At 38.6% G+C, this 26949-nt stretch carries 32 protein-coding genes; 16 read left to right on the forward strand and 16 right to left on the reverse strand.

The features are described from left to right. The first annotated feature begins 93 nt into the window (after positions 1-93). A complete protein-coding gene (lipB, locus tag PLEUR7319_RS0131235) occupies positions 94-771 on the forward strand; it encodes a lipoyl(octanoyl) transferase LipB (RefSeq protein WP_019509179.1) in 678 nt (225 codons plus the stop codon). Positions 772-777: 6 nt separating this feature from the next. Further along, positions 778-1566 (forward strand): HAD family hydrolase, encoded by a 789-nt coding sequence (locus PLEUR7319_RS0131240; protein ID WP_019509180.1) that lies wholly within the window; start codon positions 778-780, stop codon positions 1564-1566. Between the two features lie 69 nt (positions 1567-1635). On the opposite strand, the gene PLEUR7319_RS0131245 is transcribed toward PLEUR7319_RS0131240, so the two are convergent. After that, positions 1636-2118 (reverse strand): flavin reductase, encoded by a 483-nt coding sequence (locus tag PLEUR7319_RS0131245; protein ID WP_019509181.1) that lies wholly within the window; start codon positions 2116-2118, stop codon positions 1636-1638. A gap of 104 nt (positions 2119-2222) precedes the next feature. Here PLEUR7319_RS0131245 and coaE point away from each other — a divergent pair, with 104 nt between their 5' ends. The 3 genes from coaE (at position 2223) to PLEUR7319_RS0131260 (ending at position 3768) form a co-directional block, all read left to right on the forward strand. After that, entirely contained in the window at positions 2223-2837 is a 615-nt protein-coding gene (coaE, locus tag PLEUR7319_RS0131250; RefSeq protein WP_019509182.1) for a dephospho-CoA kinase, read from the forward strand. Between the two features lie 214 nt (positions 2838-3051). Beyond that, on the forward strand, positions 3052-3237 hold the full coding sequence (locus PLEUR7319_RS0131255; protein WP_019509183.1) for a DUF4278 domain-containing protein: 186 nt from the start codon (positions 3052-3054) through the stop codon (positions 3235-3237). Positions 3238-3369: 132 nt separating this feature from the next. Then, positions 3370-3768: a hypothetical protein gene (locus tag PLEUR7319_RS0131260; RefSeq protein ID WP_019509184.1), complete on the forward strand. Its 399-nt coding sequence runs from the start codon at positions 3370-3372 to the stop codon at positions 3766-3768. Positions 3769-3978: 210 nt separating this feature from the next. Here the strand turns inward: PLEUR7319_RS0131260 and PLEUR7319_RS0131265 are convergent, their stop codons facing one another. Next, on the reverse strand, positions 3979-4362 hold the full coding sequence (locus PLEUR7319_RS0131265; protein ID WP_019509185.1) for a hypothetical protein: 384 nt from the start codon (positions 4360-4362) through the stop codon (positions 3979-3981). A gap of 123 nt (positions 4363-4485) precedes the next feature. On the opposite strand from PLEUR7319_RS0131265, the gene PLEUR7319_RS0131270 reads away from it, so the two are divergent. Beyond that, positions 4486-4947 carry a VOC family protein gene (locus PLEUR7319_RS0131270; RefSeq protein ID WP_019509186.1) on the forward strand — a complete coding sequence of 154 codons (462 nt, stop codon included), beginning with the start codon at positions 4486-4488 and terminating at the stop codon, positions 4945-4947. Here the strand turns inward: PLEUR7319_RS0131270 and PLEUR7319_RS41520 are convergent. Continuing rightward, complete coding sequence (locus tag PLEUR7319_RS41520; RefSeq protein ID WP_019509187.1) at positions 4939-5088, reverse strand: hypothetical protein; 150 nt, start codon at positions 5086-5088, stop codon at positions 4939-4941. The genes PLEUR7319_RS0131270 and PLEUR7319_RS41520 overlap by 9 nt on opposite strands. Positions 5089-5216: 128 nt before the next feature. After that, the gene (locus PLEUR7319_RS0131275) at positions 5217-6677 is read right to left on the reverse strand and encodes a PLP-dependent aminotransferase family protein (RefSeq protein WP_019509188.1); all 1461 of its coding nucleotides are present in this window, start codon (positions 6675-6677) and stop codon (positions 5217-5219) included. Positions 6678-6778: 101 nt separating this feature from the next. On the opposite strand from PLEUR7319_RS0131275, the gene PLEUR7319_RS0131280 reads away from it, so the two are divergent. After that, entirely contained in the window at positions 6779-7444 is a 666-nt protein-coding gene (locus tag PLEUR7319_RS0131280; protein ID WP_019509189.1) for a pyridoxamine 5'-phosphate oxidase family protein, read from the forward strand. A gap of 20 nt (positions 7445-7464) precedes the next feature. Here PLEUR7319_RS0131280 and clpB read toward each other — a convergent pair whose 3' ends face one another. After that, positions 7465-10239, reverse strand: coding sequence for an ATP-dependent chaperone ClpB (gene clpB / locus PLEUR7319_RS0131285; protein WP_019509190.1), 2775 nt, complete (start codon positions 10237-10239; stop codon positions 7465-7467). Between the two features lie 179 nt (positions 10240-10418). On the opposite strand from clpB, the gene PLEUR7319_RS0131290 reads away from it, so the two are divergent. Continuing rightward, positions 10419-10706 (forward strand): cupin domain-containing protein, encoded by a 288-nt coding sequence (locus PLEUR7319_RS0131290; protein WP_019509191.1) that lies wholly within the window; start codon positions 10419-10421, stop codon positions 10704-10706. Between the two features lie 59 nt (positions 10707-10765). Here PLEUR7319_RS0131290 and PLEUR7319_RS0131295 read toward each other — a convergent pair whose 3' ends face one another. Beyond that, positions 10766-10948 carry a hypothetical protein gene (locus tag PLEUR7319_RS0131295; protein ID WP_019509192.1) on the reverse strand — a complete coding sequence of 61 codons (183 nt, stop codon included), beginning with the start codon at positions 10946-10948 and terminating at the stop codon, positions 10766-10768. 640 nt (positions 10949-11588) lie between these two features. Between PLEUR7319_RS0131295 and PLEUR7319_RS0131305 the strand changes: the two genes are divergently transcribed. After that, positions 11589-12479 (forward strand): alpha/beta fold hydrolase, encoded by an 891-nt coding sequence (locus tag PLEUR7319_RS0131305; protein ID WP_019509194.1) that lies wholly within the window; start codon positions 11589-11591, stop codon positions 12477-12479. Positions 12480-12535: 56 nt separating this feature from the next. Here the strand turns inward: PLEUR7319_RS0131305 and psbN are convergent, their stop codons facing one another. After that, a complete protein-coding gene (gene psbN / locus PLEUR7319_RS0131310; RefSeq protein ID WP_019509195.1) occupies positions 12536-12667 on the reverse strand; it encodes a photosystem II reaction center protein PsbN in 132 nt (43 codons plus the stop codon). An 83-nt stretch (positions 12668-12750) separates the two neighbouring features. On the opposite strand from psbN, the gene psbH reads away from it, so the two are divergent. Together psbH and PLEUR7319_RS0131320 are read left to right on the forward strand one after the other, a co-directional pair. Beyond that, positions 12751-12954, forward strand: a complete 204-nt coding sequence (gene psbH / locus PLEUR7319_RS0131315) for a photosystem II reaction center phosphoprotein PsbH (protein WP_019509196.1) — start codon at positions 12751-12753, stop codon at positions 12952-12954. Between the two features lie 123 nt (positions 12955-13077). After that, on the forward strand, positions 13078-13347 hold the full coding sequence (locus tag PLEUR7319_RS0131320; protein WP_019509197.1) for a TatA/E family twin arginine-targeting protein translocase: 270 nt from the start codon (positions 13078-13080) through the stop codon (positions 13345-13347). Positions 13348-13500: 153 nt separating this feature from the next. On the opposite strand, the gene PLEUR7319_RS43255 is transcribed toward PLEUR7319_RS0131320, so the two are convergent. Next, on the reverse strand, positions 13501-13623 hold the full coding sequence (locus tag PLEUR7319_RS43255; protein ID WP_019509198.1) for a hypothetical protein: 123 nt from the start codon (positions 13621-13623) through the stop codon (positions 13501-13503). 115 nt (positions 13624-13738) lie between these two features. Beyond that, positions 13739-13930, reverse strand: coding sequence for a hypothetical protein (locus PLEUR7319_RS42315; protein ID WP_019509199.1), 192 nt, complete (start codon positions 13928-13930; stop codon positions 13739-13741). A gap of 325 nt (positions 13931-14255) precedes the next feature. On the opposite strand from PLEUR7319_RS42315, the gene PLEUR7319_RS0131335 reads away from it, so the two are divergent. Continuing rightward, a complete protein-coding gene (locus PLEUR7319_RS0131335) occupies positions 14256-14585 on the forward strand; it encodes a hypothetical protein (protein ID WP_019509201.1) in 330 nt (109 codons plus the stop codon). 8 nt (positions 14586-14593) lie between these two features. On the opposite strand, the gene PLEUR7319_RS0131340 is transcribed toward PLEUR7319_RS0131335, so the two are convergent. Beyond that, the gene (locus PLEUR7319_RS0131340; protein ID WP_019509202.1) at positions 14594-15997 is read right to left on the reverse strand and encodes a hypothetical protein; all 1404 of its coding nucleotides are present in this window, start codon (positions 15995-15997) and stop codon (positions 14594-14596) included. A gap of 190 nt (positions 15998-16187) precedes the next feature. Here PLEUR7319_RS0131340 and PLEUR7319_RS0131345 point away from each other — a divergent pair, with 190 nt between their 5' ends. Together PLEUR7319_RS0131345 and PLEUR7319_RS37325 are read left to right on the forward strand one after the other, a co-directional pair. After that, positions 16188-16394 (forward strand): hypothetical protein, encoded by a 207-nt coding sequence (locus PLEUR7319_RS0131345; RefSeq protein ID WP_019509203.1) that lies wholly within the window; start codon positions 16188-16190, stop codon positions 16392-16394. A gap of 104 nt (positions 16395-16498) precedes the next feature. Further along, on the forward strand, positions 16499-16993 hold the full coding sequence (locus tag PLEUR7319_RS37325) for an arginase family protein (RefSeq protein ID WP_019509204.1): 495 nt from the start codon (positions 16499-16501) through the stop codon (positions 16991-16993). 158 nt (positions 16994-17151) lie between these two features. Here the strand turns inward: PLEUR7319_RS37325 and PLEUR7319_RS0131355 are convergent, their stop codons facing one another. From PLEUR7319_RS0131355 to cysH, 4 genes are all read right to left on the reverse strand, one after another. Continuing rightward, on the reverse strand, positions 17152-17751 hold the full coding sequence (locus PLEUR7319_RS0131355; RefSeq protein WP_019509205.1) for a Uma2 family endonuclease: 600 nt from the start codon (positions 17749-17751) through the stop codon (positions 17152-17154). A gap of 168 nt (positions 17752-17919) precedes the next feature. Beyond that, positions 17920-19773 carry an extracellular solute-binding protein gene (locus tag PLEUR7319_RS38715; RefSeq protein WP_019509206.1) on the reverse strand — a complete coding sequence of 618 codons (1854 nt, stop codon included), beginning with the start codon at positions 19771-19773 and terminating at the stop codon, positions 17920-17922. 476 nt (positions 19774-20249) lie between these two features. Next, positions 20250-20738, reverse strand: coding sequence for a TerB family tellurite resistance protein (locus PLEUR7319_RS0131370; protein WP_019509207.1), 489 nt, complete (start codon positions 20736-20738; stop codon positions 20250-20252). Between the two features lie 507 nt (positions 20739-21245). After that, on the reverse strand, positions 21246-22004 hold the full coding sequence (gene cysH, locus PLEUR7319_RS0131375; RefSeq protein ID WP_019509208.1) for a phosphoadenosine phosphosulfate reductase: 759 nt from the start codon (positions 22002-22004) through the stop codon (positions 21246-21248). Between the two features lie 307 nt (positions 22005-22311). On the opposite strand from cysH, the gene PLEUR7319_RS0131380 reads away from it, so the two are divergent. Next, entirely contained in the window at positions 22312-23460 is a 1149-nt protein-coding gene (locus PLEUR7319_RS0131380) for an alanine--glyoxylate aminotransferase family protein (RefSeq protein ID WP_019509209.1), read from the forward strand. Between the two features lie 113 nt (positions 23461-23573). Here PLEUR7319_RS0131380 and PLEUR7319_RS0131385 read toward each other — a convergent pair whose 3' ends face one another. Continuing rightward, positions 23574-24224, reverse strand: a complete 651-nt coding sequence (locus PLEUR7319_RS0131385; protein ID WP_019509210.1) for a cofactor assembly of complex C subunit B — start codon at positions 24222-24224, stop codon at positions 23574-23576. A 188-nt stretch (positions 24225-24412) separates the two neighbouring features. After that, positions 24413-25141 carry a response regulator transcription factor RpaB gene (rpaB, locus tag PLEUR7319_RS0131390; protein ID WP_019509211.1) on the reverse strand — a complete coding sequence of 243 codons (729 nt, stop codon included), beginning with the start codon at positions 25139-25141 and terminating at the stop codon, positions 24413-24415. 273 nt (positions 25142-25414) lie between these two features. Here rpaB and radA point away from each other — a divergent pair, with 273 nt between their 5' ends. Continuing rightward, positions 25415-26932, forward strand: a complete 1518-nt coding sequence (gene radA, locus PLEUR7319_RS0131395; protein ID WP_019509212.1) for a DNA repair protein RadA — start codon at positions 25415-25417, stop codon at positions 26930-26932. The last annotated feature ends 17 nt before the right edge of the window (positions 26933-26949 follow it).

Below are 26949 nucleotides of genomic sequence, written 5' to 3' on the forward strand. Positions count from 1 at the left end.
TTAACACTTTGTATCGTGCAAAACATCAAATATACCAATTCTTTTTATGTTCTGTTACATTGATTGACATTTGTTTAATTCTGGAATTGCGATATGATACCAAATCGAAGATATTGTGTCCTAAAAAATCTAAAACTAGTTAAATATACTGAAGCTTGGGCATATCAGCGATCGCTAGTAGACAAGAGAATCAATAATCCCAATTTAAATGATGTCTTGGTTTTACTAGAACATCCTCCTGTATACACATTGGGAACAGGTTCAACAGTTGATTTTTTGAAGTTTGATCCGCAAGTAAGTGAATTTGAAGTTCATCGCATCGAAAGAGGTGGAGAAGTTACCTATCATTGTCCCAATCAATTAGTTGGCTATCCGATTCTGAATCTACGTTACTATCAACAAGACTTGCATTGGTATCTTAGACAGTTAGAAGCAGTAATAATTAATACTGTTGCTAACTATGGTCTAAAAGCCTATCGTATTCCTGATTTAACAGGAGTATGGTTAGAAGAGAAAAAAATTGCTGCTATTGGCATCAAAGTCCGTCGCTGGATTACGATGCATGGTTTTTCCTTAAATGTTTGTCCCGATCTGACTGGTTTCCAGCGGATTGTCCCCTGTGGTATTGTCGATAGACCCGTGGGGAGTTTAGCAGAATTTGTACCTCATATCACGTTAGATCGTGTTCGAGTTGACATAGCAAAAGCTTTTGCAGAAGTATTTCAAGTAAAGTTAATTGAGGAAATTTCATCAGACACAGGTAAGAAATAAGAAATTATGAGTCCAGCCAGATTGACAGCAATCGATAATTATCATTGGGGAAATATTCGATTAATTGCCACCGATATGGATGGAACCCTGACCCAATCAGAAAAATTTGACTCTAACTTATTTAAAGCTTTGACAAGATTAGCTGCTAGTGAAGTAAGTGTTTTAATTGTAACGGGACGTTCCGCTGGATGGGTGCAAGCGATCGCCAATTATCTACCTGTATTAGGAGCAATATCGGAAAATGGTGGTTTACTCTATTGGAATCAAGATCCCCACCCACATTTAATTACCGAGATTAATCAGACTCAACATCGTCAGCAATTAAGCCAAGTATTTGAGCTACTCAAAAGTAAATTTCCCCAAATAAAAGAATCGGCTGATAATCATTTTCGCTTAACTGATTGGACTTTTGATGTTGCAGATTTAAATCAAACTGAATTAGAGCAACTTAATCATATTTGCCAGGCTGAAGGCTATGGATTTACTTACAGTACGGTGCAATGCCATATTAAACCATTGCATCAGGATAAAGCGATCGCTTTAAACAAGATTAGACAAGAATATTTTCCCCAGCTCAAACCAAAAGAAATAGTGACTATTGGTGATAGCCCTAATGATGAATCATTATTTAATCCAGAGCAATTTCCTCTTTCGGTGGGAGTAGCTAATATCATGAGCTACAGCGATCGCCTTCAATATCTCCCTAAATATATTACTAATAAATTTGCAGGAGAAGGATTTTGTGAACTAGCAGAATTAGTGATTAATCATCGTCAAAATAAATCCTGCACCTAAACCTATCTCTACAAAATGTTAGAAAGTGTCACTCATTAATTATCTGACCTTTACTTTGATGTAACTCTATTAGCCTCCATACTGCCAGCCAGTGCTTTCTAATAACAGTTGATTACCTTCACGGTGGATACCAGAAGCGATTACTTCGCTGACACACACTGTATGGTCTCCTTCTTCCACTGTGTTCACTACTTTACATTCAATGTAACCGAGAGAATCTTTAATAATGGGACAACCTGTAGCTTCTCCCTCATAAAACTCGACATCTTCAAATTTATTGCCAACACGAGTTTTAGGTTTGAAAAAAGCTGCTGCCAGATCCTTTTGCCCATCTTCGAGAAAACTAATGGCAAATACTTTGGTATTTTCGATCATCTTATGGGAAGAAGTACCTTTTTTGACACAATTAACCACTAAAGGTGGCTCAAAAGAAGATTGCATCAACCAGCTAACAGTAAAACCATTCATTTCCTCCCCTTCTTTCACTCCACAGATGTATAATCCATGGGGAATCTTACGTAGCATTGTTTTTTTTGCCTGTTGATCCAACAAAGGTCTTACTCCTTAATTTAAAATTGTCTCGCAATAGTTTATCAAGCTTCAGGAACTCAAAAAACCTTCCTGAGTTAGAAATATTTGCTTTAAATTAATTAACTATGAAAACTTTAGCCAGCAGATTGATTGGATTAACAGGAGGAATAGCTACAGGTAAAACTTCTGTGTCGGACTACCTTAAAAATATATATAATTTACCCGTCTTAGATGCCGATATTTATGCTAGGGAAGCAGTAACTGAAAATTCACCAATATTAAAGGCAATTTTTAGTCGCTATGGTGATGTTATCAAACTTCCAGATCTCCGTCTTAATCGTGCTGTTCTAGGAGAGATTATTTTTAATAATTCAGCCGAAAAACAATGGTTGGAAAACCAAATTCATCCCTATGTACGCGATCGCTTTGAACGAGAATTAAAACTAACTCAGCCTAAAACAAAAACAATAGTATTGGCTATCCCTTTATTATTTGAAGCCAAACTAACAGATCTGGTAACGGAAATTTGGGTAGTAACTTGCGATCGCCATTTACAGATTTCTAGATTACAGCAGCGTAACGGATTAACCTCTAAACAAGCAGCAGCAAGAATTGATAGTCAAATTCCACTCTCGAAAAAAGTTGCTGCAGCCGATGTGGTTTTGGACAATAATCTCGATTTAGAACACCTGTATTCACAAGTAGATACTGCAATGCAATCAAATAACAATAAATATTAATTTTTATTACAATTTGCTTTTATTAGAAAAAGTGTAACAAAAGTTACAGAAAAAATGTATTATCCTTTATGTGGAAACTAAAAAAATAATCGTCCAGTGCCAAACGAAAATTGGCTTTTTAACTTGTCTCCATAATTAAGCAAGTTGAGGATTACAATCTACAAACTTTAAAAGGGAGACACATTGTAGATAGTTGTATTAAGAGGTAATAGAAATGAAACTACAATTTCATGGCAAAACTTACGAAGCTCCCCATGTAGAATGGGATGTTAGCGAAGGTGAAGTTGGCGGAGTATATCGTGGTAAACCCTGGAAAGTCCATCACCTCAAAGAAAAACACCGCCACAATCACTCTCACGCCAAACTAACTTATCGTGGTATTCATTACACTAAAGATTGATCTTACTCACAAGTACACTAGAGACATTTAACCCAAATGTCTCAGTTAATCTATAAAGATGATCAAAACATAAAATATATTCAAAAATTTTTAAATTAAACTACTATCAATATTTAGTATTGTGAAATACTTATGCGAAATTTATCTCACGCTCAACACTGTACAAGCGAAAAATCACCTTTAGAAATAGTCGATGCAGAGATTGCTGTTTGTAGAAACAACATGAATTCTCAACATCTTTATCCTCGTCATATATCTCAGTGGGAAACAAAATCCCATAGGAATAGCATCAATCAGTTTAGTTACGCGCCAAAAGTCTGTCAGATGAATACTTATACAACTCAGACTACGACTAACTTGCCATTAAACATCTTAAAATATCAATTGAGCGATCGCCAAGCGAAACAAAAACATCTGGAAAATATACGTCGGAACTTAAATCGCCGTTTACAAGTAGCAATAGCTCAGGGAAACCTTCCGCTAGTTAATATCTTGCAAAAAGAGTCTCAGCAACTAGAAACTAGTGTTTAATGTTGTTCAAGATAATTTAGGAGTTTGAAGTCTGAATACAATTACTGGCACTTAGTTTGATTTACGCCAGTTCGACAAAAGATATTTTGGTAGCAATTCTCGAAAATATCCCCAATTGTTGATGCTGACAAGAACGAAAAACATACCCTATTGCCTGTTGCCTGTTGCCGATTGCCTACTTCTTACCATTGAATTTTATACTTATCGAATTCACGTTGATTTGGTATTCAGGTATTGGCGTAAACGAAATAAACTGAAAGTTTGACCAAGATTAAGTGGTAGCATGGATACTCCTTCCAGGCGAGATTGTAACCATCCATCACCCCAAGACCATTCATGATAGCCATCTATGCCTTTGCTTAGTAACAAGCGTAGACAATTATCTCCAACTAATTCTACCTGATGTTCAATTTCAATTAATCCAATAGAGCTAATAAAAGTATCTCCAGTGTTCAATTGACCTGATAGAGAAGTAAAATTTTGTGGCCACATCCACTGTTTTAGGCGATCGCTTTCTATTAGACTTTCTCGAATAGCTTCTTCTTTAGCGTCTACTTCAATGCGCAAATTACTTTGCTGAAAACTTCCTAACATACTTTTTATTAATGTTGGTTTCTTGATTGATATCAGTGGATCTATGTTAATTGTATAGATGTTGGCCAAAAATAACATCGAGTCCTATCAAGTTGCATTCAATAAAAACACCAGAAAAATACGATGGTTAGCCCAAAATTGAAATCTGCTGGAATTAAGGTTGGAAGTTTACGCAAGATACATCATATTGCTCTCAACGTTCAAGATATGAATGCGTCAAAGCATTTCTATGGAAAAATTTTAGGCTTGCATGAGCTACAGGGAGAAGAAGTTCCCTCAACTTTAGTTGAGTTAGTTGCAGCAGGAAAAGTCACCAATTTTCAAACCCCTGACGGGACGATCATCGATTTATTTTGGGAGCCTAATTTATTACCTCCAGATCCAGATCCAGATCGAGGTTTTACCCGTGCCAACCATTTAGCGTTTGATATCAAACCAGAGCTATTTGACAAAGCTGTAGCAGTAATCAAACAAAATCAAATCGCGATCGCCTTAGATGTGGTGACTCGTCCTACTGGTAGGGGTTTTTATTTCTACGATCCAGATGGTTTTATGATCGAGATACGCTGCGATCCTCTAAAGTAATAGCAATCCTAAATGAAATGAGAGAAAAATTGCCTGTTGCCTGTTGCCTGTTGCCTGTTGCCTGTTGCCTGTTGCCTGTTGCCTGTTGCCTGTTGCCCGTTGCCTATTCCCTATTCCCTGTCCATTTACAGCAATTTCCAATTCAAATAGGATTACTAAAGTATAAAGGTATTTAAATGGCTGAATTCCGTTATCTGAAGTTTTTAGTTTTTGGCACTCTTTTTGAAACTAAAAACTAAAAATTAATGACTAACGACTAAGAACTTTATTTATTGATTTAATATCTGAGATAGTTTTAAGATACCTTGCTCTATTTGAGTTTCTTCTAGCTGAGCATAACCAAAGATAAATTCTCCTTGGTGTTGAGGTAGCAAATAATATTCTCTAGCACTTATCAAGCCAATTCCGACTGCTGACGCTTTTTGAATGACAAGATCATCTGATAAAACCGTTTTAATTCTGATCATTACATGAATACCTGCATTTTCTCCGAGGATAGTTACCCTCTCGCCAAAATAATTCTGAAAAGCTCTAATTAAAACTTGGCGACGCAAATTGTAAAGATGCCGCATTCGCCGAATGTGTCGTTCAAAATTTCCTTCGGCAATCCAGTCTCTAAGCGCATACTGTTCTAAAATTGGACAAAAGCGATCGCATAACCATTTAGCACGACTCACCAAAGATATCCAGGATTGTGGTACAACCAAATATCCAATTCTTAAGGAGGGAAAGACAATTTTGGAGAAAGTACCAATATAAATTACAGATTGGCTTCGATCCATTCCTTGTAAAGCAGGAATAGGCTGTTCTCCATAACGATACTCGCTGTCGTAATCATCCTCAATAATTAGCGTATTTGTCTCTTGCGCCCATTGAAGGAGTGCGATTCTCTGAGGTAAAGACAAAGTAACCCCTGTAGGAAATTGATGAGAGGGGGTTACATAAACCAATTTAAATTTTTGATGGTATTTATTAAGAACAGATACATCGATACCTTCGGAGTTCACAGTTATAGGTTGCAAATTAGCCCTTTGTCCCATAAAGCAGTAGCGTGCGCCAAGATAACCAGGTTCTTCTATTGCCACCCAATCTTCAGGCTCTAATACTAAACGGGAAATTAAGTCTAATGCTTGCTGAGAGCCATTAACAATAATTACTTGTTCTGGAGTACATTGAACTGCACGAGAACGTCCTAAATAGTTAGCAATTTCCACTCGGAGGGGATAATATCCAACAGCATCAGAAGCATAATTTAGCAGAGCTGGAGATTGTTGACAATGACGAATCAGAAACTTACGCCATTGTTGCATGGGAAAATACTCTATCGCAGGATTGCCATAGCGAAAACTAATAGCATGATCTGGTTCTGAAACTTGTAAATTGCCAATAGAAGTTAAATTTTGAGCAAATTGAGATAAGCAAGATTTTACTAATGTTTTGCTAATTACAGGCTCTATTGGCGTTGATTGTAGCCACTCATCAGGTATTTGATGACAGACATAAGTACCACTACCACGGCGAGTTTCTAAGTAACCTTCACTTTCTAGCTGTTCGTAGCTTTGAGTAACTGTAGAACGAGAAACAGTTAAAGACTTTGCCAAGCTGCGAGATGAAGGTAGTTTTTGATTTGGCTTGAGTTTTCCTTCCAATACTGCCAGTCGAATTTTCTCGGTTAATTGTTGATACAGAGGCGTTGTAGAAATTCGATCTAGGTTAATAGCTAAATCCATAATCAACCAAGTGGACTGATCTAAAATGCCAAAAGTGGCTCTTGAATCATACCAATATTTTTCTTATTTTAGTGAGAGAAACATAAATACCAAAACAACCGATGTCTGATTCTAATAATCTTAAAGTCACTAAACGGAGTAAAGTTAGACGTTTACCCAAACGAGGTAGTCAAGAGCGAGAACTTATTTACAATATCTTAGATGAAGCACTGGTGGCTCATGTCGGATTCACTGTCGATAATCAGCCCTTCGTCATCCCAATGGCATATGGTAGGGAAGGCGATCGCCTATATCTTCATGGTTCTTCTGTTAGTCGTCTGCTTAAAACCCTAGAACAAGGTGTTGATGTCTGCTTCACCGTGACGTTGTTAGATGGACTGGTAATTGCTCGCTCTTTGTTTCATCACTCAATGAATTATCGTTCTGTAGTCTTGTTTGGCAAAGCAAAGTTAGTTGAAAGTGAAGCCGAGAAAATGAATGCTCTACAAGCTTTTTCAGAACAAATGATTTCTGGACGTTGGTCAGATGCCCGTATTCCTAATTCCCAAGAATTAAAAGCCACAAAAATTCTCTCTTTTCCGATTGAAGAAGGTTCAGCTAAAGTCCGTACTGGACCACCATCAGATGATTTAGAAGACTATGCTTTACCTATTTGGGCAGGGGAATTACCCCTAAAATTAACAGCAGGAGTTCCAGTTTTTGATCCAAAGCTTGCTTCGAATATTGCAATACCTGAATACCTAACTAATTATCACCGAGGAGTATAAAAAGCAATCTTTAATTATGTCTATGTCTCAGACGAAACAACTTGAGGTTTTTCATCTGGTTCTGATGGTAATTTTGATTGAGATTTCTCTTTGCTTCCAACAGCTTTGTTGATTTTAGTTGTTTTTTTCGTTTTGGCTGGTGGCTTAGCTGATTCTGGCTCAACAGTTTGGGACGACTCTTTACCAAAGGTGAGACGTTCCTGCACGCAATCCACCACAATTTTGTCTCCTGGGGTATAAGCATTCTCTAAGATCATCGTAGCGATCGGATTTTGCAATTCCCGTTGAATTGCTCGTTTGAGAGGGCGCGCACCGTAGGCTGGATCGTAACCGACCGTGACAATACGTTCTTGGGCTGCGGGAGATAGCTCAATCGTGATTTTTTGTTCACTTAGCAAGCGTTGTATACCTGCAATTTGAATGGTGACAATTTGTTTGAGTTCTTCTTTTTTCAATCCATGGAAGATAATTAAGTCATCGATGCGATTGAGAAACTCAGGGCGAAAATGACTTCTCAGTGCTTGATTCACCTGCTTGTAAATTTCTTCGTAATCTTGGTCTTCTCCTTGAACATTCAAAATATGCTCGCTACCAACGTTACTAGTCATGACAATAATAGCGTTGCGAAAGTCTACTACTCGTCCTTGAGAGTCGGTGATTCTGCCATCATCCAGAACTTGAAGCAAGATATTAAATACATCCTTATGAGCTTTTTCTACTTCATCCAACAGCACAACACAATAGGGACGACGACGTACTGCTTCCGTTAGCTGCCCTCCTTCTTCAAAACCAATATATCCTGGAGGCGCTCCCACTAAACGGGATACAGCGTGTTTTTCCATATATTCCGACATATCAATCCGTACCATCGCATCTTCACTGTCAAAGAGGAAAGCGGCTAAGGCTCTGGCTAATTCGGTTTTTCCTACCCCTGTAGGTCCCATAAATAAAAATGAACCTATTGGTCTACCAGGGTCTTTCATCCCTGCCCTTGCTCGTCGGATAGCTGCTGAAACCGCAGCTACAGGTTCTTGCTGCCCAATAACTCGTTGATGGAGGTGTCCCTCTAGTTGGAGTAATTTTTGTCTTTCTGATTCTAAGAGTCGATTAATCGGTACACCAGTCCAATTGGCGACAATTTCGGCAATATCCGATTCTGTCACCTGTTCTCTGAGGAGAGTCGTTCCCTGGGATTGAATATCAATTAGTTTGGTTTCTTTCGCTTCTAAATCTCGCTGGATGACTGGTAATTTACCGTATTGTAACTCTCCAGCTTGAGTTAAATCCCCGTCTCTCTGTGCCTGTTCTACCTGTAGGCGTATTTTTTCTTCTTCTTCTTTGAGGGCATTAATATCGTCTAGTAATTTCTTTTCTGATTGCCACTGAGCAGAAAGCCCACCTTGTTTACCCTTTAATGAATCAATTTCAGCTTGAATTTTACTAAGTCGTTCTTTGGCTGCTTTGTCTATGGTTAACATTCCAGGACGTTGGCTTTCCCCAGTTAAAGAGACTTTTTCCATCTCTAACTGCATAATGCGGCGATCAATATCTTCTAATTCGCTGGGTTTAGAAGTGATCTCCATTTTCAACTTAGCTGCCGCTTCGTCGATTAGGTCGATCGCCTTATCGGGTAAGAAGCGATCAGTAATATAACGCTGTGATAAGGTAGCAGCCGCAACCAAAGCAGAATCGGTAATGGTCACGCCATGATGCACTTCGTATCTTTCTTTAAGTCCCCGCAGAATGGAAATAGTATCTTCGACAGAAGGCTGTTTTACGTAAACTTGCTGAAATCGTCTTTCAAGAGCAGGATCCTTTTCAATATTTTTGCGATATTCATCTAAAGTGGTTGCCCCAATACAACGCAATTCACCCCGCGCGAGCATCGGTTTAAGTAAATTTCCTGCATCCATTGAACCAGAACCTTCCCGCGCTCCTGCCCCAACGACATTATGTACCTCATCAATAAATAAAACTATTTGTCCACTAGATTCAGTTACTTCTTTTAAAACAGCTCGTAAACGTTCTTCAAACTCACCACGATATTTTGCCCCAGCAATTAGGCTACCCATATCCAAGGAAATCAATTGACGATTTTTCAGAGATTCGGGAATATCACCATTAACAATCCGTTGCGCTAATCCTTCGGCGATCGCTGTTTTACCAACTCCGGGTTCCCCAATTAAAACCGGATTATTTTTGGAACGACGAGAAAGTACCTGAACTACCCGACGTATTTCTTCATCCCGACCAATTACAGGGTCAAGTTTGCCCGCTTTTGCCTCTTCGGTCAGATCTCGCCCATACTTTTCTAAAGCCTGATACTGTTCTTCTTGATTTTGTTTAGTTACTTTCTGGGATCCACGAATAGATTTGATTACCTGTTCTAAGTCTTGGGGATCAATATTAAAGCTACGGAGAGTTTTCTTGCCAATGCGCGCATCTTCAGCAAAACCCATCAAGAAATGCTCAATCGAAATAAAATTATCTTCCCAACTGCTACGACAAGCCTCTGCTCGATCTAACATTCGGTCAAGACTAGGACCTAGATAAAGTTGAGACGAACCTATTCTGGGTTGACGCTTAGTAAACATCTCTAACTGTTGCTTGAGACGGATCGGGTCAACGTTGGCTTTATCTAAAATCGCTATAGCTAGCCCCTCTTGCTCCAAGGCTGCCAAGATCAAATGCTCTACCTCTAAGTTTTGGTTCTGAAATAATTTGGCAACTTCTTGGGACTTAACGATCGCATCCCAGGCTTGTTCAGTAAACTTACTTTGATCGGTAGGCTGCATACTTTAGTTAAATAGGATTTGTTAATACTGATAGCGTCTATAGTGCCTAGTATAGCAAGGCTGGAATTACCAGATTCGCTAAACACTAAGTCATAGATTAGCTTTTTTTGACGCATACTAGAGACTTAATATAATAATATGTCTCAACAATAACTTAGTCTCATTTATAATCAAATTCTATGAGTCAAAAAACCGCAGCTATTTTTGTTACATCTCAACCTAGTTCCGAACAACTCAATCAATTAGGTGTTTTTAACTGGTCAATCTGGGAGAAAGAAGAATCTGAATTTCCTTGGACCTATGGCGATCGCGAAACTTGCTATTTCCTAGAAGGAGATGTTGTCGTTACTCCTGATGGTGGTGAACCAGTAACTATGGGGAAAGGGGATCTGGTTACTTTTCCAGAGGGAATGCCTTGCACCTGGAAGATCAACAAAGCAGTTAAAAAGCATTATAAGTTTGGTTAAACTTTGGTTGATAGTTGAAGTTGATTGCTGATTAATCCTCAATTGTTAATTTTCCATTTTCAATTTCTTGACTTTGCTTTCCAAGTACCCCCATAACGATAGTAAAGGTTATTTTTACTGACTTGTTCCCAGCAGTCAGGACAAACCATTACCCAGTCTCCTTGTTTTGTGTATTGAATGCGATAACGAATATTTACTAAGTTGCTGCAAATATCACAGGGCTTGGATTTTAATTTAGCCATGATTTAGGTAGCTTTTAGCTGCTAGCTTTAGCTTTATAACTCTAATTAACCTTAGGCTATTGTCCAATTATTTCATCATCTGCCGAACTAACTCAAGTTAAAATAGGCGATACAGTTATTTTTTTGTTTAATCAAGGAGTGATGTAGACTGCCAGTAAATTGCCAAAACGTTGATAAAAGAGATACAGGGTTAGGAGCAATGAATTTAGAGCATTTGAAAAAGTTCAAGCATCAGATCCTCTGAGTCATGGCCAACTGTAGGATAAATAAGATTTAAGTGGGACTAGACTGCTTTTATGACTGATAATCTCCAAAATTTCGGTGTTATCCCTCATGATTGTTGGATAATGTCTTTGTAAACTCAAATTGTATAGTTTGCAAGAGGAAGATCAGCAAAATGTTGCAGAAGGATCTTTCAAAGCTTTAGCTTATGAAGCGATCGCAAAATTAATAATCAACAGCTGACAAGCTCAAGTCAAAATAAGCAGGGCAAACCCACTCGTTTCTTTACGTCGAATCAGAGAAAGAATTAAAAACAAGAGTGAGATATTTATTATCCCCCTTTTCGTTAAAGAGTTAACAGTTCTGATTGGTTTATCATCAAAAAAGACTGTTTCAAGATCAAGATAATTAAAATATTGTGATTACAAAATCGTTAACCCAAAATTACAGTTGGCAAAAATTAGACTGGACTTGGCAAGGTCATAAGATTCGCTACACTGTTGCCGGGCAAGGAGAACCATTGCTGTTAATTCATGGCTTTGGTGCATCTATCGGACATTGGCAAAAAAATATACCGGTACTAGCCTCGGCAGGGTATCAAGTCTTCGCCCTAGATTTACTCGGATTTGGTGGTTCTGATAAAGCTCCATTAAATTACACTCTCGAACTTTGGCAAGAACAAATTAAGGATTTTTGGTCAGAACATATTAACCAACCGACTGTTTTTATTGGTAATTCCATTGGTGCTTTAATTAGCTTGATGCTGATTACTAACCATCCTGAAATTGCCAGTGGCGGAGTATTAATTAACTGCGCAGGAGGGTTAAATCACCGTCCTGGAGATCTTAATCCTATTTTGGGTATGGTCATGGGAGCATTCACCAAATTAATCCGTTCCCCTGTTACTGGAAAATTTATCTTTAATAATATTCGTCGCCCAAACCGAATTCGCCGGACTCTCTATCAAGTTTATAGCGATCGCACTGCTGTGACTGATGAATTAGTTGAAATGCTTTATCGACCTTCTTGCGATCGTGGAGCACAACAAGTCTTTGCTTCGGTTTTGACTGCTCCAGCAGGTAAATCTCCAGCAGAACTTTTACCTGACCTGCAACATCCTTTATTAGTGGTCTGGGGAGAAAAAGATCCTTGGACCCCCGTTTCAGGAGCCAAAATATATCAAGACCTAGCCAACAATAATCCTAAGGTACAGTTTCAAATTGTTCCCCAAGCAGGACATTGCCCCCACGATGAAAATCCTGAGGTGGTTAATGAAAAGATTCTTAATTGGCTGTCTAGGTTAAATTAACCAAACAAGTCAGGAGTACATTAACTAAACTTCTCCTGACAGTTGATTAACTCGTTTTAGTCTTCGTGATCCTCGAAAGGATCTCCAAGTTCAGCTGATGGTGGACCAAAAGCTGTATAAATAGAATACCCAGTAATAACGACTAATACAGCCCCTATACTGATGCTAAGAACTATTGCGGGTTCCATAAGTAGATATAAATTATGATTACTCTTCCTTTATAATATTACAGAAGATTACGAAAAATTCGATATTAGATCATTATTGAACTATGGCACAGCAAACTCGTTTGGGAGATATTCTCAAGCCTTTAAATTCTGAATATGGTAAAGTCGCTCCAGGCTGGGGAACAACCATATTAATGGGAGTCTTTATGGCTTTATTTCTAGTTTTCCTCTTAATTATTTTGCAACTTTATAATTCTTCCTTAATCCTCGAAGGAGTCAATGTGGATTGGAGAAGTTTAAGTCGATAAACGCTATATTCTGAAATCGATAAAGATTAATTTGCTAATAATCTGGTTTGATCCTCTAGGAGCTGAGGATCAGACTATTATTATGATTATCAATTAAATATTTAGGTCAAGGAAGTTAATATAATGAACATTTTTGGCATCGGATTACCAGAAATGGCTCTGATCTTAATTGTGGCTCTTTTAGTATTTGGACCCAAAAAATTGCCTGAAATTGGTCGTAGCGTTGCCAAGACTCTCCGTAGTTTCCAAGACGCTTCTAAAGAGTTTGAAAATGAATTTAAGCGAGAAGCGCAGAAAATTGAGGAATCTGTCAGTATGAGCGCGAAATTAGAAGCAGCAAAAGATTTAAACCCATCGGATAAAGTGGATAGTCCATCTACTTCTGAATCTTAGAATAACAGTCAGTTTAGCAAGTGGTTTGGATGCTGACAAATTGTAGGAGAAGAGATAATCAAACTAGACCACAACGTATTCTAATCAATTACTTTAAAGCACATAGGGTACACAGCCAATTCCCTATGTGCTTTAATCTTGATCGAGACAACCCTAAATAGGAGTTCCCGAAGGATACATCAGAGCCAAACGTTTTTCACGTAGCTTTGCTTCTTCTAAACAGATAGATTCAATTTCTTGAACTACATCTTCAGCAATACCCAATTTAGCTGCCATTTTAGCTACAGTAGCTTGTTCTGGTTCGCTATACTCGCCATCAGCACTACGAGCTTTAATTGCATCATAAATTTAGATACCGTCGAGAACCATCTGAAGCTTTTCCTTGAGCAAGTTATTGCTCAATATCTTCGGATGCTGTACAAGATTTTAGCTCCTCAACTAGTGAGTCTGATGCTCTAGAGGCAGCAGCATAGCCAACCACCCAGTCTCGTTCCTCCGAAGTTAATTCACCATCACCGTCAAAAGTATATTTTTCTTTAAATAGCCAAGATAACCCTTCTTTGGAAACTACAGCAGTAGTCATACTTTTCTCCTTAAAGTAGTTAAATTATCTGCTTAATGGATGATCGGAAACTTCTAAATTAAATAGTCATTTAGAACTACCAACAATAGTAAATCATAAAAACCTTTATAAAAATAATTAAAATTCTTTTAAATTGATTTCGTCAATGTAATTTAAAACACATTACTATTCATAATTTAGGTATGACTTTGAATGAAGTAGCATATTTTCTTTTAGAATAAAAAATTAATAAAACCAGAAGTAAAAATGACTATTTATCATCCAGAACCATTTTGGATCAAAATGGTCGAGCCGATTAAAATGCTCGATCGCCAGGAGCGGGAAATTGCCATTCATTGATGCTGGAAAATTATTACCACATATTTCCCCAGAACAATTTCCAGGTCAAGCTTTAGCAGTACAGCTATACCTCGAAGGAGAAATTCGCACTGGGGAAATCGGTTCTTTTGCCTTTGCCGATCCCGACCCAGAAACGGGCAAAATGGTACATCCTAAATTAGAGTTAGTAAGGCTGGCAATTCCACGAGGGGTATATACTCAAAGTGATTTAGACTATGTTGCCGAAATGCTAGTTCAAACCGCAGTCAAAAGTAACCTCTCTATCTCCATGTCTTCCGATCTGCGTGTTAGTCTAAAGGCACACTTTAAAAATTGAGCTTAATACTATTCCTGCATTCCTTCATAAAGCAACCTCGCTAACAATCGCATACCGTCGCTTTGTTTGAGTTCGGCGTAAGATGGCGCGGAACGTTTGCCAATGTCTCTAAGATCGGAAAGAAGTTCTGGATGAAACTGACAGGTAAAAGAACGACGAATCTTTTTAGTTTCAAAATCCTTGTAGTTGATACAGGTACAAGAACACTCAGTCAAAATTTCCCCATTAGCTTCGGTAGATGCCAAAATTTCCACTGCATAAGGCATTTGTAAGAGCCAGGATAGAGGGCTAGCCGCTACGGTATAGCGATGGGGAACGATCGCATTATGCAAAGTCATGTATGCCCAATTGGCAAACAGAATTGCTTCTTCATTCACTTCATCAGAGTGAAACATGGCAATATTAATATCGTTTTCATAACGCAGAATCGCATTATCAATCACTCCCTCTAGTTCATCTGCCATCACTTCATGAGTATCGAGTAGTTCAATTGGAATTGATGAATCATTTTGTTTGGGAGTTTTGTAAGGCAGTAAAACGCGATCGCCTACTTCTTTTTCTTCATTGAGGACTACCGCAAAGTTATCATCATGCCAGCCTTGTGCGACTATACGACCGTCACGCTTTTCAATTTTGAGGTTTTCCCCTACAGATTTAATTTTTTCACAGGCTGCTTTGAGGGAAGCTAAAGCTTCACCCCCTTCATCTCGCTTGAGGATTTCAGTATCTAAGACTGCTTTAACTGCTTGACGCAAGAGACGAATATGACATTCTGCCGCGAGTTGATGACTGACACAAATAAAAATAGCTGGCGCACTACGGGGCGATCGCGATAGCAAGAGTTTTTCTACCAAAGCAAACATATTATCCCGCGAGCAGTTGGGTTTAGTCCATTGAGCTGAATCGTGAACCGAAGGTTTCCCTCCTTCTAATACCACTGCCATACTAGAACTGATTATCGGTACTACTTTGTTTAAATCGAATGTGCCTGTAGACCAAACTGGAAATAAAATCGAGTCACAGTCAGCGATCTTTTGTGCCATAAAAGCGACATTTTTAGAAGCTCTTACTTCTTCTCCAAGATCATTCATCCCCACGTGTTCCCAAGGCTCAATGATCGAAATGGCATTGCGAAATAAATTGGGACATTGTGCCAGAAAATTTAAGTCAGATTCAGAGGCGATCGTTTTTTCTAACGGTTGAGCATAACCCCATTCAAACTGACCATCTTCAGAAAATAACTCTTTTTCTGGTAACGGATCTGCCGAGTCTCGATCGGTTAAAAAGCGACCCAACAAAATATGTACCGACTCTACATCCGAACCACTATCTTCAATGTAGCCAGGAGTCAAACGCCACGTAGGAGACAATAATTGCTGATTTTCCAAGGCAACTGATGATATTGAAGTCATGACAATATTGACGGAATTTATTGGTTTTGTAGCTTGATTGAGAAATTACGAAGTACTGCTAAAATGAGCAGTTAATAAAAGCTATTTAACTATAATAGTTGTTGGGCGTTAAACGAACAAGATTCGTTATTGTCTTCATAGTTTGTCAATAAAAATAGAAGATTAAATACTGGCTGAGGAGCTGAACTGAATGACAACTTTACTCAATATTGCTGCTGAGAGTCTGGCTGAATTTGAGCGTGTTTATCAAGTTTTTGATGCCAATGGAGATGGAGTATTAACCCGCGCAGAAATTATGGAAGCCTTAGAGGTTTTAGGACGTGGAATAGCAGCGAGCGATCGCCAGAAATTATTAAACCGCATCAATTATGATGGTGTTCTCCCTCGCGATACTTAAAATAACTATAGATGCCCTACGTAGTTTTAAGAAGATTTTGCTGCAATATGCCAAGGTAGCTGAAGTATCTTCCATTGCATTAATTGAAGTCGATTCCGATTTAGGTGCAGGCAAGCGAGGCGCATCAAAAAGGAATTGAGTTTCTGAAAGAAGTGGCGATCGCTAAACAAACTGCCCGAATGCGAGCCGAAAACGGTATTGTTAGTTTAGATAACCGCAGCGTACAAAACGAGAATCATGCCCTTAAAGGCTCAAAACTGTATACTCACGCTAAATATATCGATGCTATTTACAAAGTATTTGAGCGCACTACCAATATAGTGGCATCTACCCTAAAAGATGGCTTGTTTCCCTTGGTGCTAGGAGGAGATCATTCAACAGCTGCGGGGACAATCGCTGGAATCAAAAAAGCATTTCCCGAGCGCCGTCTCGGTGTGGTTTGGATTGATGCTCATGCCGATATTCATTCCCCATATACGACCCCGTCAGGGAATATGCATGGTATGCCCTTGGCTGTGGCTACAGATAACTATAATTTAGCCAATCAAATTAACCATCTCGATGCAGAAACTTCTAAACTCTGGGAAATGAATAATTGATGAACTTTAGACTTATCCAAAAGCTTAAAGCTTAAAGCTTAGAGCTTAAAAAATGAAAAATCAATCTTTACCATTACAAGAAATAATTTCTCGGATTGTTGCCCCTGATTTAACTTGAGCATTGTTTCAGTAAAGTAAGTAAAATATTGCCCGCTTACTTAAATCACTTTTAAAAAATCTTTTTTAATTACAGCAGGGCTTTCGGTGAAGGCACGATTGATAAATTCAAGAAAATTATCTGCTTCAATTTTGGGCAATAATCGACTGAATCTAATTTCCTGATAATCGTTATAGTTTAACAAGTAAAAAGTAATTTTATTCTTTTTCCAGATCCACAGTTCGGGAATACCAATATTTTTATAACTTGCTTTCAGCTCGTCAATATCGCCACTGCTAAAAATTACTTCAACTACTAAATCTGGCTGAGACTTTCTGGTTTGAAAACTATATGCTATGTCTGGTTCTCTTCCCGCTTGACCTGTTAATTCTAGTCTTGTTTGTCGAAAAGGGAATTCTAAAAGCTCATATTTATCGCAATAAGCAAGAATCAGACGATCAATTACAGAGGCAATGATTTCATGGTTTAATCCTGGTGACACGATAAAAATTTCTCCCTGAAAATATGAGACTCGATACCCTGGATATTCTTCAGAATTAAAATTTTGATAATCTTGCCATGTTGCTCCAGTAATCGTTAATACCCTATCTTCTCGAAGGAATTTTTCACGATTAATTGGTAAATCTGGAGATATTAACATTTATTTCGATTTTAAATTTAACTGTAACTATAGCAATACGAACTTTTATTAGGACACTCATTACTCGTTACTCGTTACTCGTTACTTACGAGCAATCAAATAAACTTGTCCTAACGTAACTTTGTACGGCTATATTAGTTATTTTACTGCTCAAAAATCTAAATTGAATTAATTTATTGGCTCTAAAAGTCGACACTTCTGAGCTGGTTCACCCTGTATAAATAACTGTTGACTATCGTAGTAACTAACGTTTTTTTGATTATCTGGTAGAAAAGGTCGCAGATCGGCGATCGCCTTAAAGGCAGCAATTACGTGAGAATCGTTAAAACATCGCGAACCATTGAGATACTCTAATCTTCCTTCGCGCCCGCCAAGATAGTTAGGAGCTAAATTCATCAACATGAGTTCTGCCGCTGCCCAGGAATCTGCCGAACCATTGGCAAAAGGAATATAACCGTTATCTTTCAAGATTTGGGCAACGCTGAGTAATTCTGCCCAATTCTGAGGAATTTCTAAGTTTAATTGCTCAAATAAATCAAGATTGTAATAGATGCCATGAGATACAGCCATCACTGGCACACCGTAAATATTTCCTTGTTCGGTTGTCCAAGGCTCAAGAACCTCTGAAGTGTAGTTCTCCTTTAATCCTGGTAAATCAGTCAATATGGCTAATTCTCTAGTGTCAAATAGTCTTTGAGAAAAAGAAAAAGAACGTAAATAAAATATATCTGGAGCTGTACTAGCTTTGAGTCGATCTTCTAGAACTTTATTGTATAGTTTGGTTTGAACAGGCAAAAATTTGATATTTATATTGGGATACCTAGCCTTAAAAGCTGCTAATATCTTACTCATTTGTAATTCATCATCGGTACGCCATGAACCAAAAGTCAGAGTTACCCGATCTTGGTTACGAGCCTCATCTACTAAATCAGCATTAGATACCAGAGGTTTTGAATTAAGATTCATTAGGTTTTGATTTGCTTCTTTAGTAAACAGATTTAAGTTGCCATACTGATAGAAAAAAGCGATCGCACTAATTAACAAAATAGTGGGAAAAACGATTCTACCAATGATTATTAAACGATAAATTGCCGCTTGATTTTCTCTGATTCCTGGTTTATTACCAATGACTACTAGTAAAAGCTCTAAGCCGATTAACCCATAGATAATATAAAAACCATAGTCGAGGGCTACGACATAGCCGATTCCTTCGGGTAAACCCTCTAAAAGACTAAGATGAAAAAAGACGATCTCCAAAAGGGTTCCACTTACTGCCTCAACAGAAATTTGGTCGAACGGTAAAAACAGTAGTAAATACGATAAAACCACAAAAAATAACAGAGGCAGCAGATTTTTGATCGCAAAACTGACCCGATCTCGCTTAATGTCAATCACTGCATTAAATCGAGAATATTTTAAATCAGAATCAGAATCAAAAAATTTGGGATTGCCTAAAGTTGAATCATTCCGAAGAATATCTTGAAAAAATCTGACTTCTTTGACTTCCCAATCGCTAATAGTCTCAAATACATTTGATTCCTGCCAATTGGATATTACTTCTTGGGCGATAGTATCCCGCATCCCCACCACATCAACTACATAGATCAAATTATCTCGTGTCAGGTTGGCGTGGCGAAATCGAACTGCTAATCTTTGGAGATCGAAGGGATAATCATCAAAGCGAAATTTCTCTTTAAAATCGGCTTTGACTCGATATACTCGATAAGTTATGCCGTCAACTACTTTTTCATCAATGGGATCGTCTAATTCCAGTTTATCCCCTGAATCCATGCGATCGGTTCCATAGTTAGTGAATTCGATATTATCTGCATCTATATCCCCTCGAAACCGAAACCATAAATAAAAATCAACTAAATAGGATGAATTTTTTTCATCCAAATTTCTGATTTCATTAATATCTATCCCGGTATAGACGATATTAGTCTTGTGCATATACCTGCCATCTACCAGGAGCATTCTGCCAGAGTCCAACTCTTGCTTGAGATTACTCAAAACGCCCACATCATTTGCTAGTTGAAGCTGAATAAAAGCGGAAATAAATTTTTGCTGCTCGAAAACTAAGAATCAATATCAGAGAGAGCAAAAAAGCAATTACACTTCTAGTTACCTTTCTACTCCCAAATATCATTGTCGGGTTATATTTTTTAGAAGCAATTTTCATGTGGGGACAAAATCAAAAATTTCTTTGCCGGTGATTAGGAGGATGTCTAATATGTCCCCATAGATGCTTTATTGCTATTTAATCTGAATGAAATCACGGGCATCATAGCTGAATTGTTTAGGTATTAATATTAGTAAAATACCTGAAATGTAATTTAAGTTGTAATTGAAATTGATAGTTTATTAGAATATTTTGATAAAAATTGTTCTCGTTTCTTTCTGTTTTTAATGTTGATAAATGACATAAAAAGAGTTAATAAAGCTGAGAACTGACATACGCTCTCAACTTTAATTAATATTGATAGCATTGATAGCATTTAGATAGGAGTTCCCGAAGGATACATGAAAGCTAAACGTTTCTCGCGAAGTTTAGCTTCTTCAAGATAGATAGATTCAATCTCATTGACTACACGTTCAGGAATGCCCAATTTAGCTGCCATTTTGATCACAGTAGCTTGTTCTGGTTCACTATATTCACCATCAGCACCGCACGCTTGAATAGCATCGTAAATGAGATAACGCCGAGAACTGTCCGAGACTTTGTTTTGAGAAACAATTTGGTCGATATCTTCAGATGCTGCATAGGATTTTAACTCCTCGATTAGAGAATCTGATGCTCCATAAGCAGCAGCATATCCCACTACCCACTCCCTTTCTTGGGAGGTTAGTTGGTCATCGCCGTTGACACAAATCAAAAGCGACTTAAAATAACCATCGAATGATTGAGCATTAGGCAATTCTTTAAAAGTGAATTTTTCTCTAAATAGCCAAGATAAGCCTTCCTTTGGAGCTACAGTTGTAGTCATAGTTTTCTCCTTGAATAGCCAAGTGTCTTTTGCATACGCAATTCATATTGACAGGTTATTTTAAGTTAGCAAATCTCAAAGTACAAATACATATCTTGAATTATAAAATTTCTTTATATAGCAATACGAACTTTTATTAGGACACTCATTACTCGTTACTCGTTACTTACGAGCAATCAAATAAACTTGTCCTAACGTAACTTTGTACGGCTATATTTAGTTATCGTTAGAGGAAATAGCCAAACGAGAACGCATCAATCGTTCGCTAGATTGATTGATGCAAACTTATACCAAATTGAATAGCTTTGACTACACATTGATCGTAAGGGCGCATTGCCATGCGCCCCTACACAAACGATACTGTTGTCTTTTAAATTTAAAACGGTATTACTTATCTTCCTTTTCTGAATCAACCAAGAATTTAGGAATACTAAATTGATGTTCTAGCATTCCTAAAATTCAGATTGAATGGAGCGAGATCAGTTCGCTCTTGGAAAAATAGTTGTCTTAAAGACTACTAGAATTGAGACTTTCTTCTTCTCCAGCAGTTTGGGGCAGGTGTAAACCACATTCTTGTTTCAAACCACGGAAACGAGTATCTCTTCCATCTGTATCATCAGCAGTTAGAGGGCGACTAGAATGCCAATCTCCAACAGTGACATAACCTAAGTCAAAATAAGGATGATAGGGTAGATCGTAAGCAGTTAAATATTGATAAATATCCCGAGCATTCCAATCTAAAATGGGATATATCTTGTATAAACTCTCTTGTTGTTCAACTCTGGTTAAATTCTGCCGATGTTCAGTTTGGTCTTTGCGGAGTCCGGCTAACCAAGCAGTAGCTCGAAGTTCTTTTAAAGCTCGTTGCATCGGTTCAACTTTACGGATTTGATCGTAAAGATTAAAAGCTTCTATATCATCTTGTTCCCAGAGTTTACCATGTAAAGCTTCCATACGAGCTGGGGAAATAGGAGATTGATAAACGTGAAGATTTAGTTCCAGTCTTTGAGTAAGTTGTTCGGCAAATTGATAAGTTTCTTGGGGCAAATAACCTGTATCAATCCAGATTACTGGAATTTTAGGCACTACCTTGGTCACTAAGTGCAACATTACCGCCGCTTGAATGCCAAAACTAGTACTCATGACTAAATGATCGCCAAAAGTGGCAGCACTCCATTCAACTAATGATAGTGCTTCTGCATTTTCTAGTTGCTGATTGATTTGGGCTAAATCGAGGGTGGGTAGTTTAACTGTGGCAGAGACCATTAATTCTAACTCTCTAGATGCTGATAGTGATTAATTTGAGGGCTTAGAGTAACCGATTGTGAACTGTATTTTCGTCTGCTTAATAGCAAACTGAATAGATTTATTATGCTAGACCTAATTATTCCATGTTGCCACTCTTAATAACAATAAATCAATATCTGTGGAGAGAATACTGAATCACTACTTGATTCAATTAACTTCCAGAGAGCTTCTCTTTAAGTCTTTAAATGTTGCAGTTTTTTCTCTCAAGCTCATCAAGTACACTAAGCAAAGAAAAACATTATGAAATAACCTATTTAGAAAAAATATGGTTGCAACTACAGCAATTAGCGATCGCTATCGGATTAAAACCAAACAACTGGATATGCCTCCCCGCTTGTTATTAGGACCTGGTCCTGCCAATGTTAATCCTAGAGTTTTAGCGGCGATGAGTATTGGTCCGGTAGGACATCTCGACCCTAGTTATTTGGCGTTGATGGATGAAATTGGAGATCTTTTGCGCTATGCTTGGCAAACTGAAAACGAACTCACCATCTCTGTTAGTGGGACAGGAACAGCTGCTATGGAAGCAACTCTGGCTAATACGGTCGAACCAGGAGATGTGGTTCTCGTAGGTGTAAAAGGCTACTTTGGTAATCGTTTGGTAGATATGGCAGGGCGTTACGGTGGTGATGTGCGCACCATGACTAAGCCCTGGGGACAAGTATTTAGCTTGGCAGATATTGAAACTAATTTAGAAACTCATAAACCAGCAATCTTAGCCTTAGTTCATGCAGAAACTTCTACTGGAGCTCGTCAACCATTAGAAGGGGTCGCCGAATTATGTCGTCAACATAATTGCTTGTTACTGGTGGATACTGTCACTAGCCTGGGTGGTGTTCCCCTTTATCTTGATGACTGGGGAATTGATCTTGCTTATAGTTGTAGTCAGAAGGGATTAGGGTGTCCTCCTGGTGCTTCCCCGTTTACCATGAGTAATCGTGCCTTGGAGAAATTAAATAACCGTACTAAACCTGTCCCCAACTGGTATCTAGATATGTCACTATTAGCTAAATACTGGGGCGAACAGCGGGTTTATCACCATACTGCCCCGATTAACACAAATTATGGTTTACGGGAATCACTACGCTTAGTTGCAGAGGAAGGACTAGAGCAACGCTGGCAACGTCATCAAAAAAATGCGGAAATGCTCTGGGAGGGTCTGGCAGAATTAAACTTAACTTGTCATGTTGATCGCGAGTTTCGTTTACCTACCCTGACTACAGTGAGGATTCCTGATGGAGTAGATGGCAAGGCGATCGCCCAAAGACTACTGACTGAATACAATATTGAAATTGCCGGTGGTTTAGGTGAATTGGGCGGTAAAGTGTGGCGTATTGGTTTGATGGGTTACAATAGCCGTCCAGAAAACGTTTTGCTACTTTTAGATGCTTTAGAAAAGGTTCTGAAGTCATAATTCTAAAAGCTCAGCTTCTTTGGGTTATGCCCTCGCTAACCCAGCCGACAATCAAGTCCTAAATTCCGAACTCTGAACCCCAAACTCCGAATTCCGAATTCCAAACTCCGAACTCATTTAGAATTAGAGTTGGCTAGAGTTACAGCTAATTTATCAGCTATCCCTTCAATCCACTTCTCATCTTGTTTAGTGTAACTACGGGGGGCATTAGCACCCAAAATCAAGACTCCGCGATCGCCAATAGGCTGACAGATTAACCCCTGGGTATTTTCTGGTAGATAATCAAATTCAACTTTACCTGGGTAGAGATTCAGATTGACTAAATAGACAGGTTTGTTTTTAGATATAACTCGTTGAACGATCGCTCCTGGTTTTACTTGAGAATTTTCACCTAAAACACCTCTGCGCAAGATAGTTTGATCATCGTAGTAAACTACTAATGATCGCGTTACTGTATTTGTCAATAGTAATTGCGAAGCCCAGGCTAACTCAGTCTTAGCCACTTCTGAAAGTTCGGGGGCAAATTCTAAGCCAGTTTCTCCGACTAAAGTTACTGTGTCGGGAGTGCGTGCTTGAATTTGTTGCCAAAGTAAACCAACTAAAATTAATACTGCTCCTTCAATTATCCCTAAAGCATCCGAACGCGCCTGAGAATCGGTCAGCTGTATTGTTAGCAGACGATTAATCAACAATAATAAACCACCTAATCCACCAGCAAAGATGGGTAACAACCTTAGTATGTAATTGGCATCAGTTTTACTCATCTTTAACAACGGTCGGTGAGCAATAATCAATTATCAAGGACTGGAAAGTTTTTAGCTAATTACTTTTAGCTCCTAACTTGAACTACTTCAAGTTGCCAAATTTATGATTTACCAAAAATATAAGATGGGAAGGTGTAATTGTTTTCCCCATCACCCACAACTTGCAAACTCGATCTAGATTAGCTTGATTACTCTTCGCCCGCCTCTAAAATACGTTGAAATAGATACCCCGTGCCTCTAGCAGTCAAAATTAGTTCGGGATTGCTAGGATCGTCTTCTAATTTGGCACGTAGACGAGAAATGTGTACATCTACTACGCGGGTATCTACATGGCGTTCAGGAGTATAACCCCAAACCTCTTGTAAAATTTCTGAACGAGAGAAAGGCTCGCCAGAACGACTAACCAGTAATTCTAGTAGACTAAACTCCATCCCTGTTAGGCGAATGCGTTCGTCACCTTTATAGACCTGACGCTTGTTAGTGTCGATTTTAATTGAGCCGACATGAATTACTCCCGAGCTGGGAATGCCAGGTGCACCATTTTTTTCAACTCTGCGTAAGACAGAGCGAATTCTAGCTTCTAGCTCTTTGGGAGAGAAAGGCTTTACCACATAATCATCTGCCCCTAACTCCAAACCTGTAATGCGATCAGCAACATCTCCCAAAGCCGTCAACATAATGATGGGAATATCCGACTCCTTCCGCAATTCTTGACAGACACCATAACCGTCTAATTTAGGCATCATCACGTCTAAGACGACTAAACTAGGTTCAGCAATACGAAAGGTTTCTAGGGCTTCTTCCCCATCTGCAGCAGTTACCACATCATAACCAATCATCGAAAGACGAGTTTCTAAAATGCGGCGGATGCTAGCCTCATCATCGACTACTAATATCTTCTCTTTATTCGTTTCCAAGTTAGTATACACTCCTTATTTAAGTTAAATTACCGATAATTAAGTTAAGTTTTTATTGCCTTGTAATCTAGATTATCCTGTTGGAGTTGATTTGGTTAAGATAAACGTCTATTCTAGGGCGATTATCCTAACAATTCGTATAATTTAGAAGTTTTTTCAGATTTAATTTATCTTTGAGGCTATTAAAATTTCTTAGGATTAACCTGGTATTACTCATAAAAGTTTACTAATTTATTTGTTTATTGCTTTAAATCTCTAATTTTTCTTAAGAAAATGGCTAAATCTAAACAAATATATGTCTGCAATGAATGTGGTGCTGAGTATAGTCAATGGTTTGGATTATGTAAAGAATGTAATGAGTTTGGCACAATTTCTGAAGAACCAATTAAAGTTTCCTCTGGGGGAGGATATAGTCGGGGCGGTTGGCAATCCAATACCCGTTCTCATCCCAAAGCCTCTGGGGAAGCTCAACCAAGAGTCTCGTTAAAGTTTTCTGAAATCAGTAATGATGTCCAAGAGAGGTTTCCTTCAGGTTATGGAGAATTTGATCGTGTTTTAGGAGGTGGCGTCGTTCCAGGTTCTCTGGTTTTAATAGGTGGCGATCCTGGTATTGGTAAATCAACTTTACTATTACAGGTAGCCAATAAATTATCCTACAATCTACCCCGTATTCTTTACGTTTCCGCAGAAGAGTCAGGACAACAGGTAAAATTACGAGCATCCCGCCTAGATGTAGCGGAGATTGACTTGGAGGTTGAAGAAGCTACTAAAAATGGCAGTCCCAAGAAAAATGGGAAATCCCCTCCCAAAAAAGAAAATAATCTCTACGTAATGCCAGAAACTGATCTCGAAGAGATTTTAAGAGAACTAGAATCTTTAAAACCTCAGGTAGCGGTCATTGATAGTATTCAAACTTTGCACTTTGCTGCCTTAACTTCTTCACCTGGTTCTGTAGCACAAGTTAGGGAATGCACCTCGGCATTAATGCAAGTAGGCAAAAGAGAAAATATTACTTTACTGATTGTCGGTCATGTTACTAAAGAAGGCGCGATCGCCGGTCCCAGGGTATTAGAACATTTGGTTGATACGGTTCTTTATTTTGAAGGCGACCGCTATGCCTCCCATCGTCTCCTGCGTTCAGTTAAAAATCGTTTTGGAGCTACTCACGAAATCGGCATCTTTGAAATGGCAGAACGGGGTTTAGTAGAAGTTGATAACCCCTCAGAATTATTTTTGGGCAATCGGGATGAGGCTTCCCCAGGAACAGCGATTGTCGTCGCCTGTGAGGGAACTCGCCCCATTGTGGTAGAAATACAGGCACTTGTTAGCCCCACTAGTTATACTTCTCCCCGTCGCTCTACGACTGGCATTGATTACAATCGTCTACAGCAAATATTAGCGGTGTTGGAAAAACGAGTTGGTGTACCTTTGTCTAAACTTGATGCTTACGTAGCTTCAGTAGGTGGACTAGGCGTAGGAGAACCCGCTGCTGATTTGGGAGTGGCGATCTCCATTGTGGCTAGTTTCCGCGATCGCGTAGTTGACCCTCGTACTGTTTTAATTGGCGAAGTCGGTTTGGGTGGTCAAGTACGCCTAGTTTCGCAGATGGAACTAAGGCTCAAAGAAGCAGCTAAACTCGGCTTTAAAAAGGCGATCGTCCCCAAAGGGCAAAGTCTCCCTGATGATATTGGCTTAGAAATTATTTATATTTCCAAAGTTATTGATGCTATTATTGCGGCAATTCCTTCCGAGCGATCGGCAGATTTTCCTGTAATTTCGGGAGAAGAATAAAGATTTTAGGTAGAGAA

The sequence above is a fragment of the Pleurocapsa sp. PCC 7319 genome, from assembly GCF_000332195.1.
Taxonomy (GTDB): domain Bacteria; phylum Cyanobacteriota; class Cyanobacteriia; order Cyanobacteriales; family Xenococcaceae; genus Waterburya.

Coding starts and splice junctions, on each gene's coding strand:
- PLEUR7319_RS43255 (WP_019509198.1), bottom strand. CDS start 13,623: ATGGCAGCTAAATTGGGTATTGCTGAAGATGTAGTTCAAGAAATTGAA.
- PLEUR7319_RS0131275 (WP_019509188.1), bottom strand. CDS start 6,677: ATGGATTTAGCTATTAACCTAGATCGAATTTCTACAACGCCTCTGTAT.
- PLEUR7319_RS42315 (WP_019509199.1), bottom strand. CDS start 13,930: ATGACTACTGCTGTAGTTTCCAAAGAAGGGTTATCTTGGCTATTTAAA.
- psbH (WP_019509196.1), top strand. CDS start 12,751: ATGGCACAGCAAACTCGTTTGGGAGATATTCTCAAGCCTTTAAATTCT.
- PLEUR7319_RS0131320 (WP_019509197.1), top strand. CDS start 13,078: ATGAACATTTTTGGCATCGGATTACCAGAAATGGCTCTGATCTTAATT.
- PLEUR7319_RS0131340 (WP_019509202.1), bottom strand. CDS start 15,997: ATGACTTCAATATCATCAGTTGCCTTGGAAAATCAGCAATTATTGTCT.
- psbN (WP_019509195.1), bottom strand. CDS start 12,667: ATGGAACCCGCAATAGTTCTTAGCATCAGTATAGGGGCTGTATTAGTC.
- PLEUR7319_RS0131280 (WP_019509189.1), top strand. CDS start 6,779: ATGTCTGATTCTAATAATCTTAAAGTCACTAAACGGAGTAAAGTTAGA.
- PLEUR7319_RS0131370 (WP_019509207.1), bottom strand. CDS start 20,738: ATGACTACAACTGTAGCTCCAAAGGAAGGCTTATCTTGGCTATTTAGA.
- cysH (WP_019509208.1), bottom strand. CDS start 22,004: ATGGTCTCTGCCACAGTTAAACTACCCACCCTCGATTTAGCCCAAATC.
- radA (WP_019509212.1), top strand. CDS start 25,415: ATGGCTAAATCTAAACAAATATATGTCTGCAATGAATGTGGTGCTGAG.
- PLEUR7319_RS0131255 (WP_019509183.1), top strand. CDS start 3,052: ATGAAACTACAATTTCATGGCAAAACTTACGAAGCTCCCCATGTAGAA.
- PLEUR7319_RS0131380 (WP_019509209.1), top strand. CDS start 22,312: ATGGTTGCAACTACAGCAATTAGCGATCGCTATCGGATTAAAACCAAA.
- PLEUR7319_RS0131355 (WP_019509205.1), bottom strand. CDS start 17,751: ATGTTAATATCTCCAGATTTACCAATTAATCGTGAAAAATTCCTTCGA.
- clpB (WP_019509190.1), bottom strand. CDS start 10,239: ATGCAGCCTACCGATCAAAGTAAGTTTACTGAACAAGCCTGGGATGCG.
- lipB (WP_019509179.1), top strand. CDS start 94: ATGATACCAAATCGAAGATATTGTGTCCTAAAAAATCTAAAACTAGTT.
- PLEUR7319_RS0131385 (WP_019509210.1), bottom strand. CDS start 24,224: ATGAGTAAAACTGATGCCAATTACATACTAAGGTTGTTACCCATCTTT.
- PLEUR7319_RS0131260 (WP_019509184.1), top strand. CDS start 3,370: ATGCGAAATTTATCTCACGCTCAACACTGTACAAGCGAAAAATCACCT.
- PLEUR7319_RS0131270 (WP_019509186.1), top strand. CDS start 4,486: ATGGTTAGCCCAAAATTGAAATCTGCTGGAATTAAGGTTGGAAGTTTA.
- PLEUR7319_RS0131265 (WP_019509185.1), bottom strand. CDS start 4,362: ATGTTAGGAAGTTTTCAGCAAAGTAATTTGCGCATTGAAGTAGACGCT.
- PLEUR7319_RS0131290 (WP_019509191.1), top strand. CDS start 10,419: ATGAGTCAAAAAACCGCAGCTATTTTTGTTACATCTCAACCTAGTTCC.
- PLEUR7319_RS0131345 (WP_019509203.1), top strand. CDS start 16,188: ATGACAACTTTACTCAATATTGCTGCTGAGAGTCTGGCTGAATTTGAG.
- PLEUR7319_RS0131240 (WP_019509180.1), top strand. CDS start 778: ATGAGTCCAGCCAGATTGACAGCAATCGATAATTATCATTGGGGAAAT.
- coaE (WP_019509182.1), top strand. CDS start 2,223: ATGAAAACTTTAGCCAGCAGATTGATTGGATTAACAGGAGGAATAGCT.
- PLEUR7319_RS0131295 (WP_019509192.1), bottom strand. CDS start 10,948: ATGGCTAAATTAAAATCCAAGCCCTGTGATATTTGCAGCAACTTAGTA.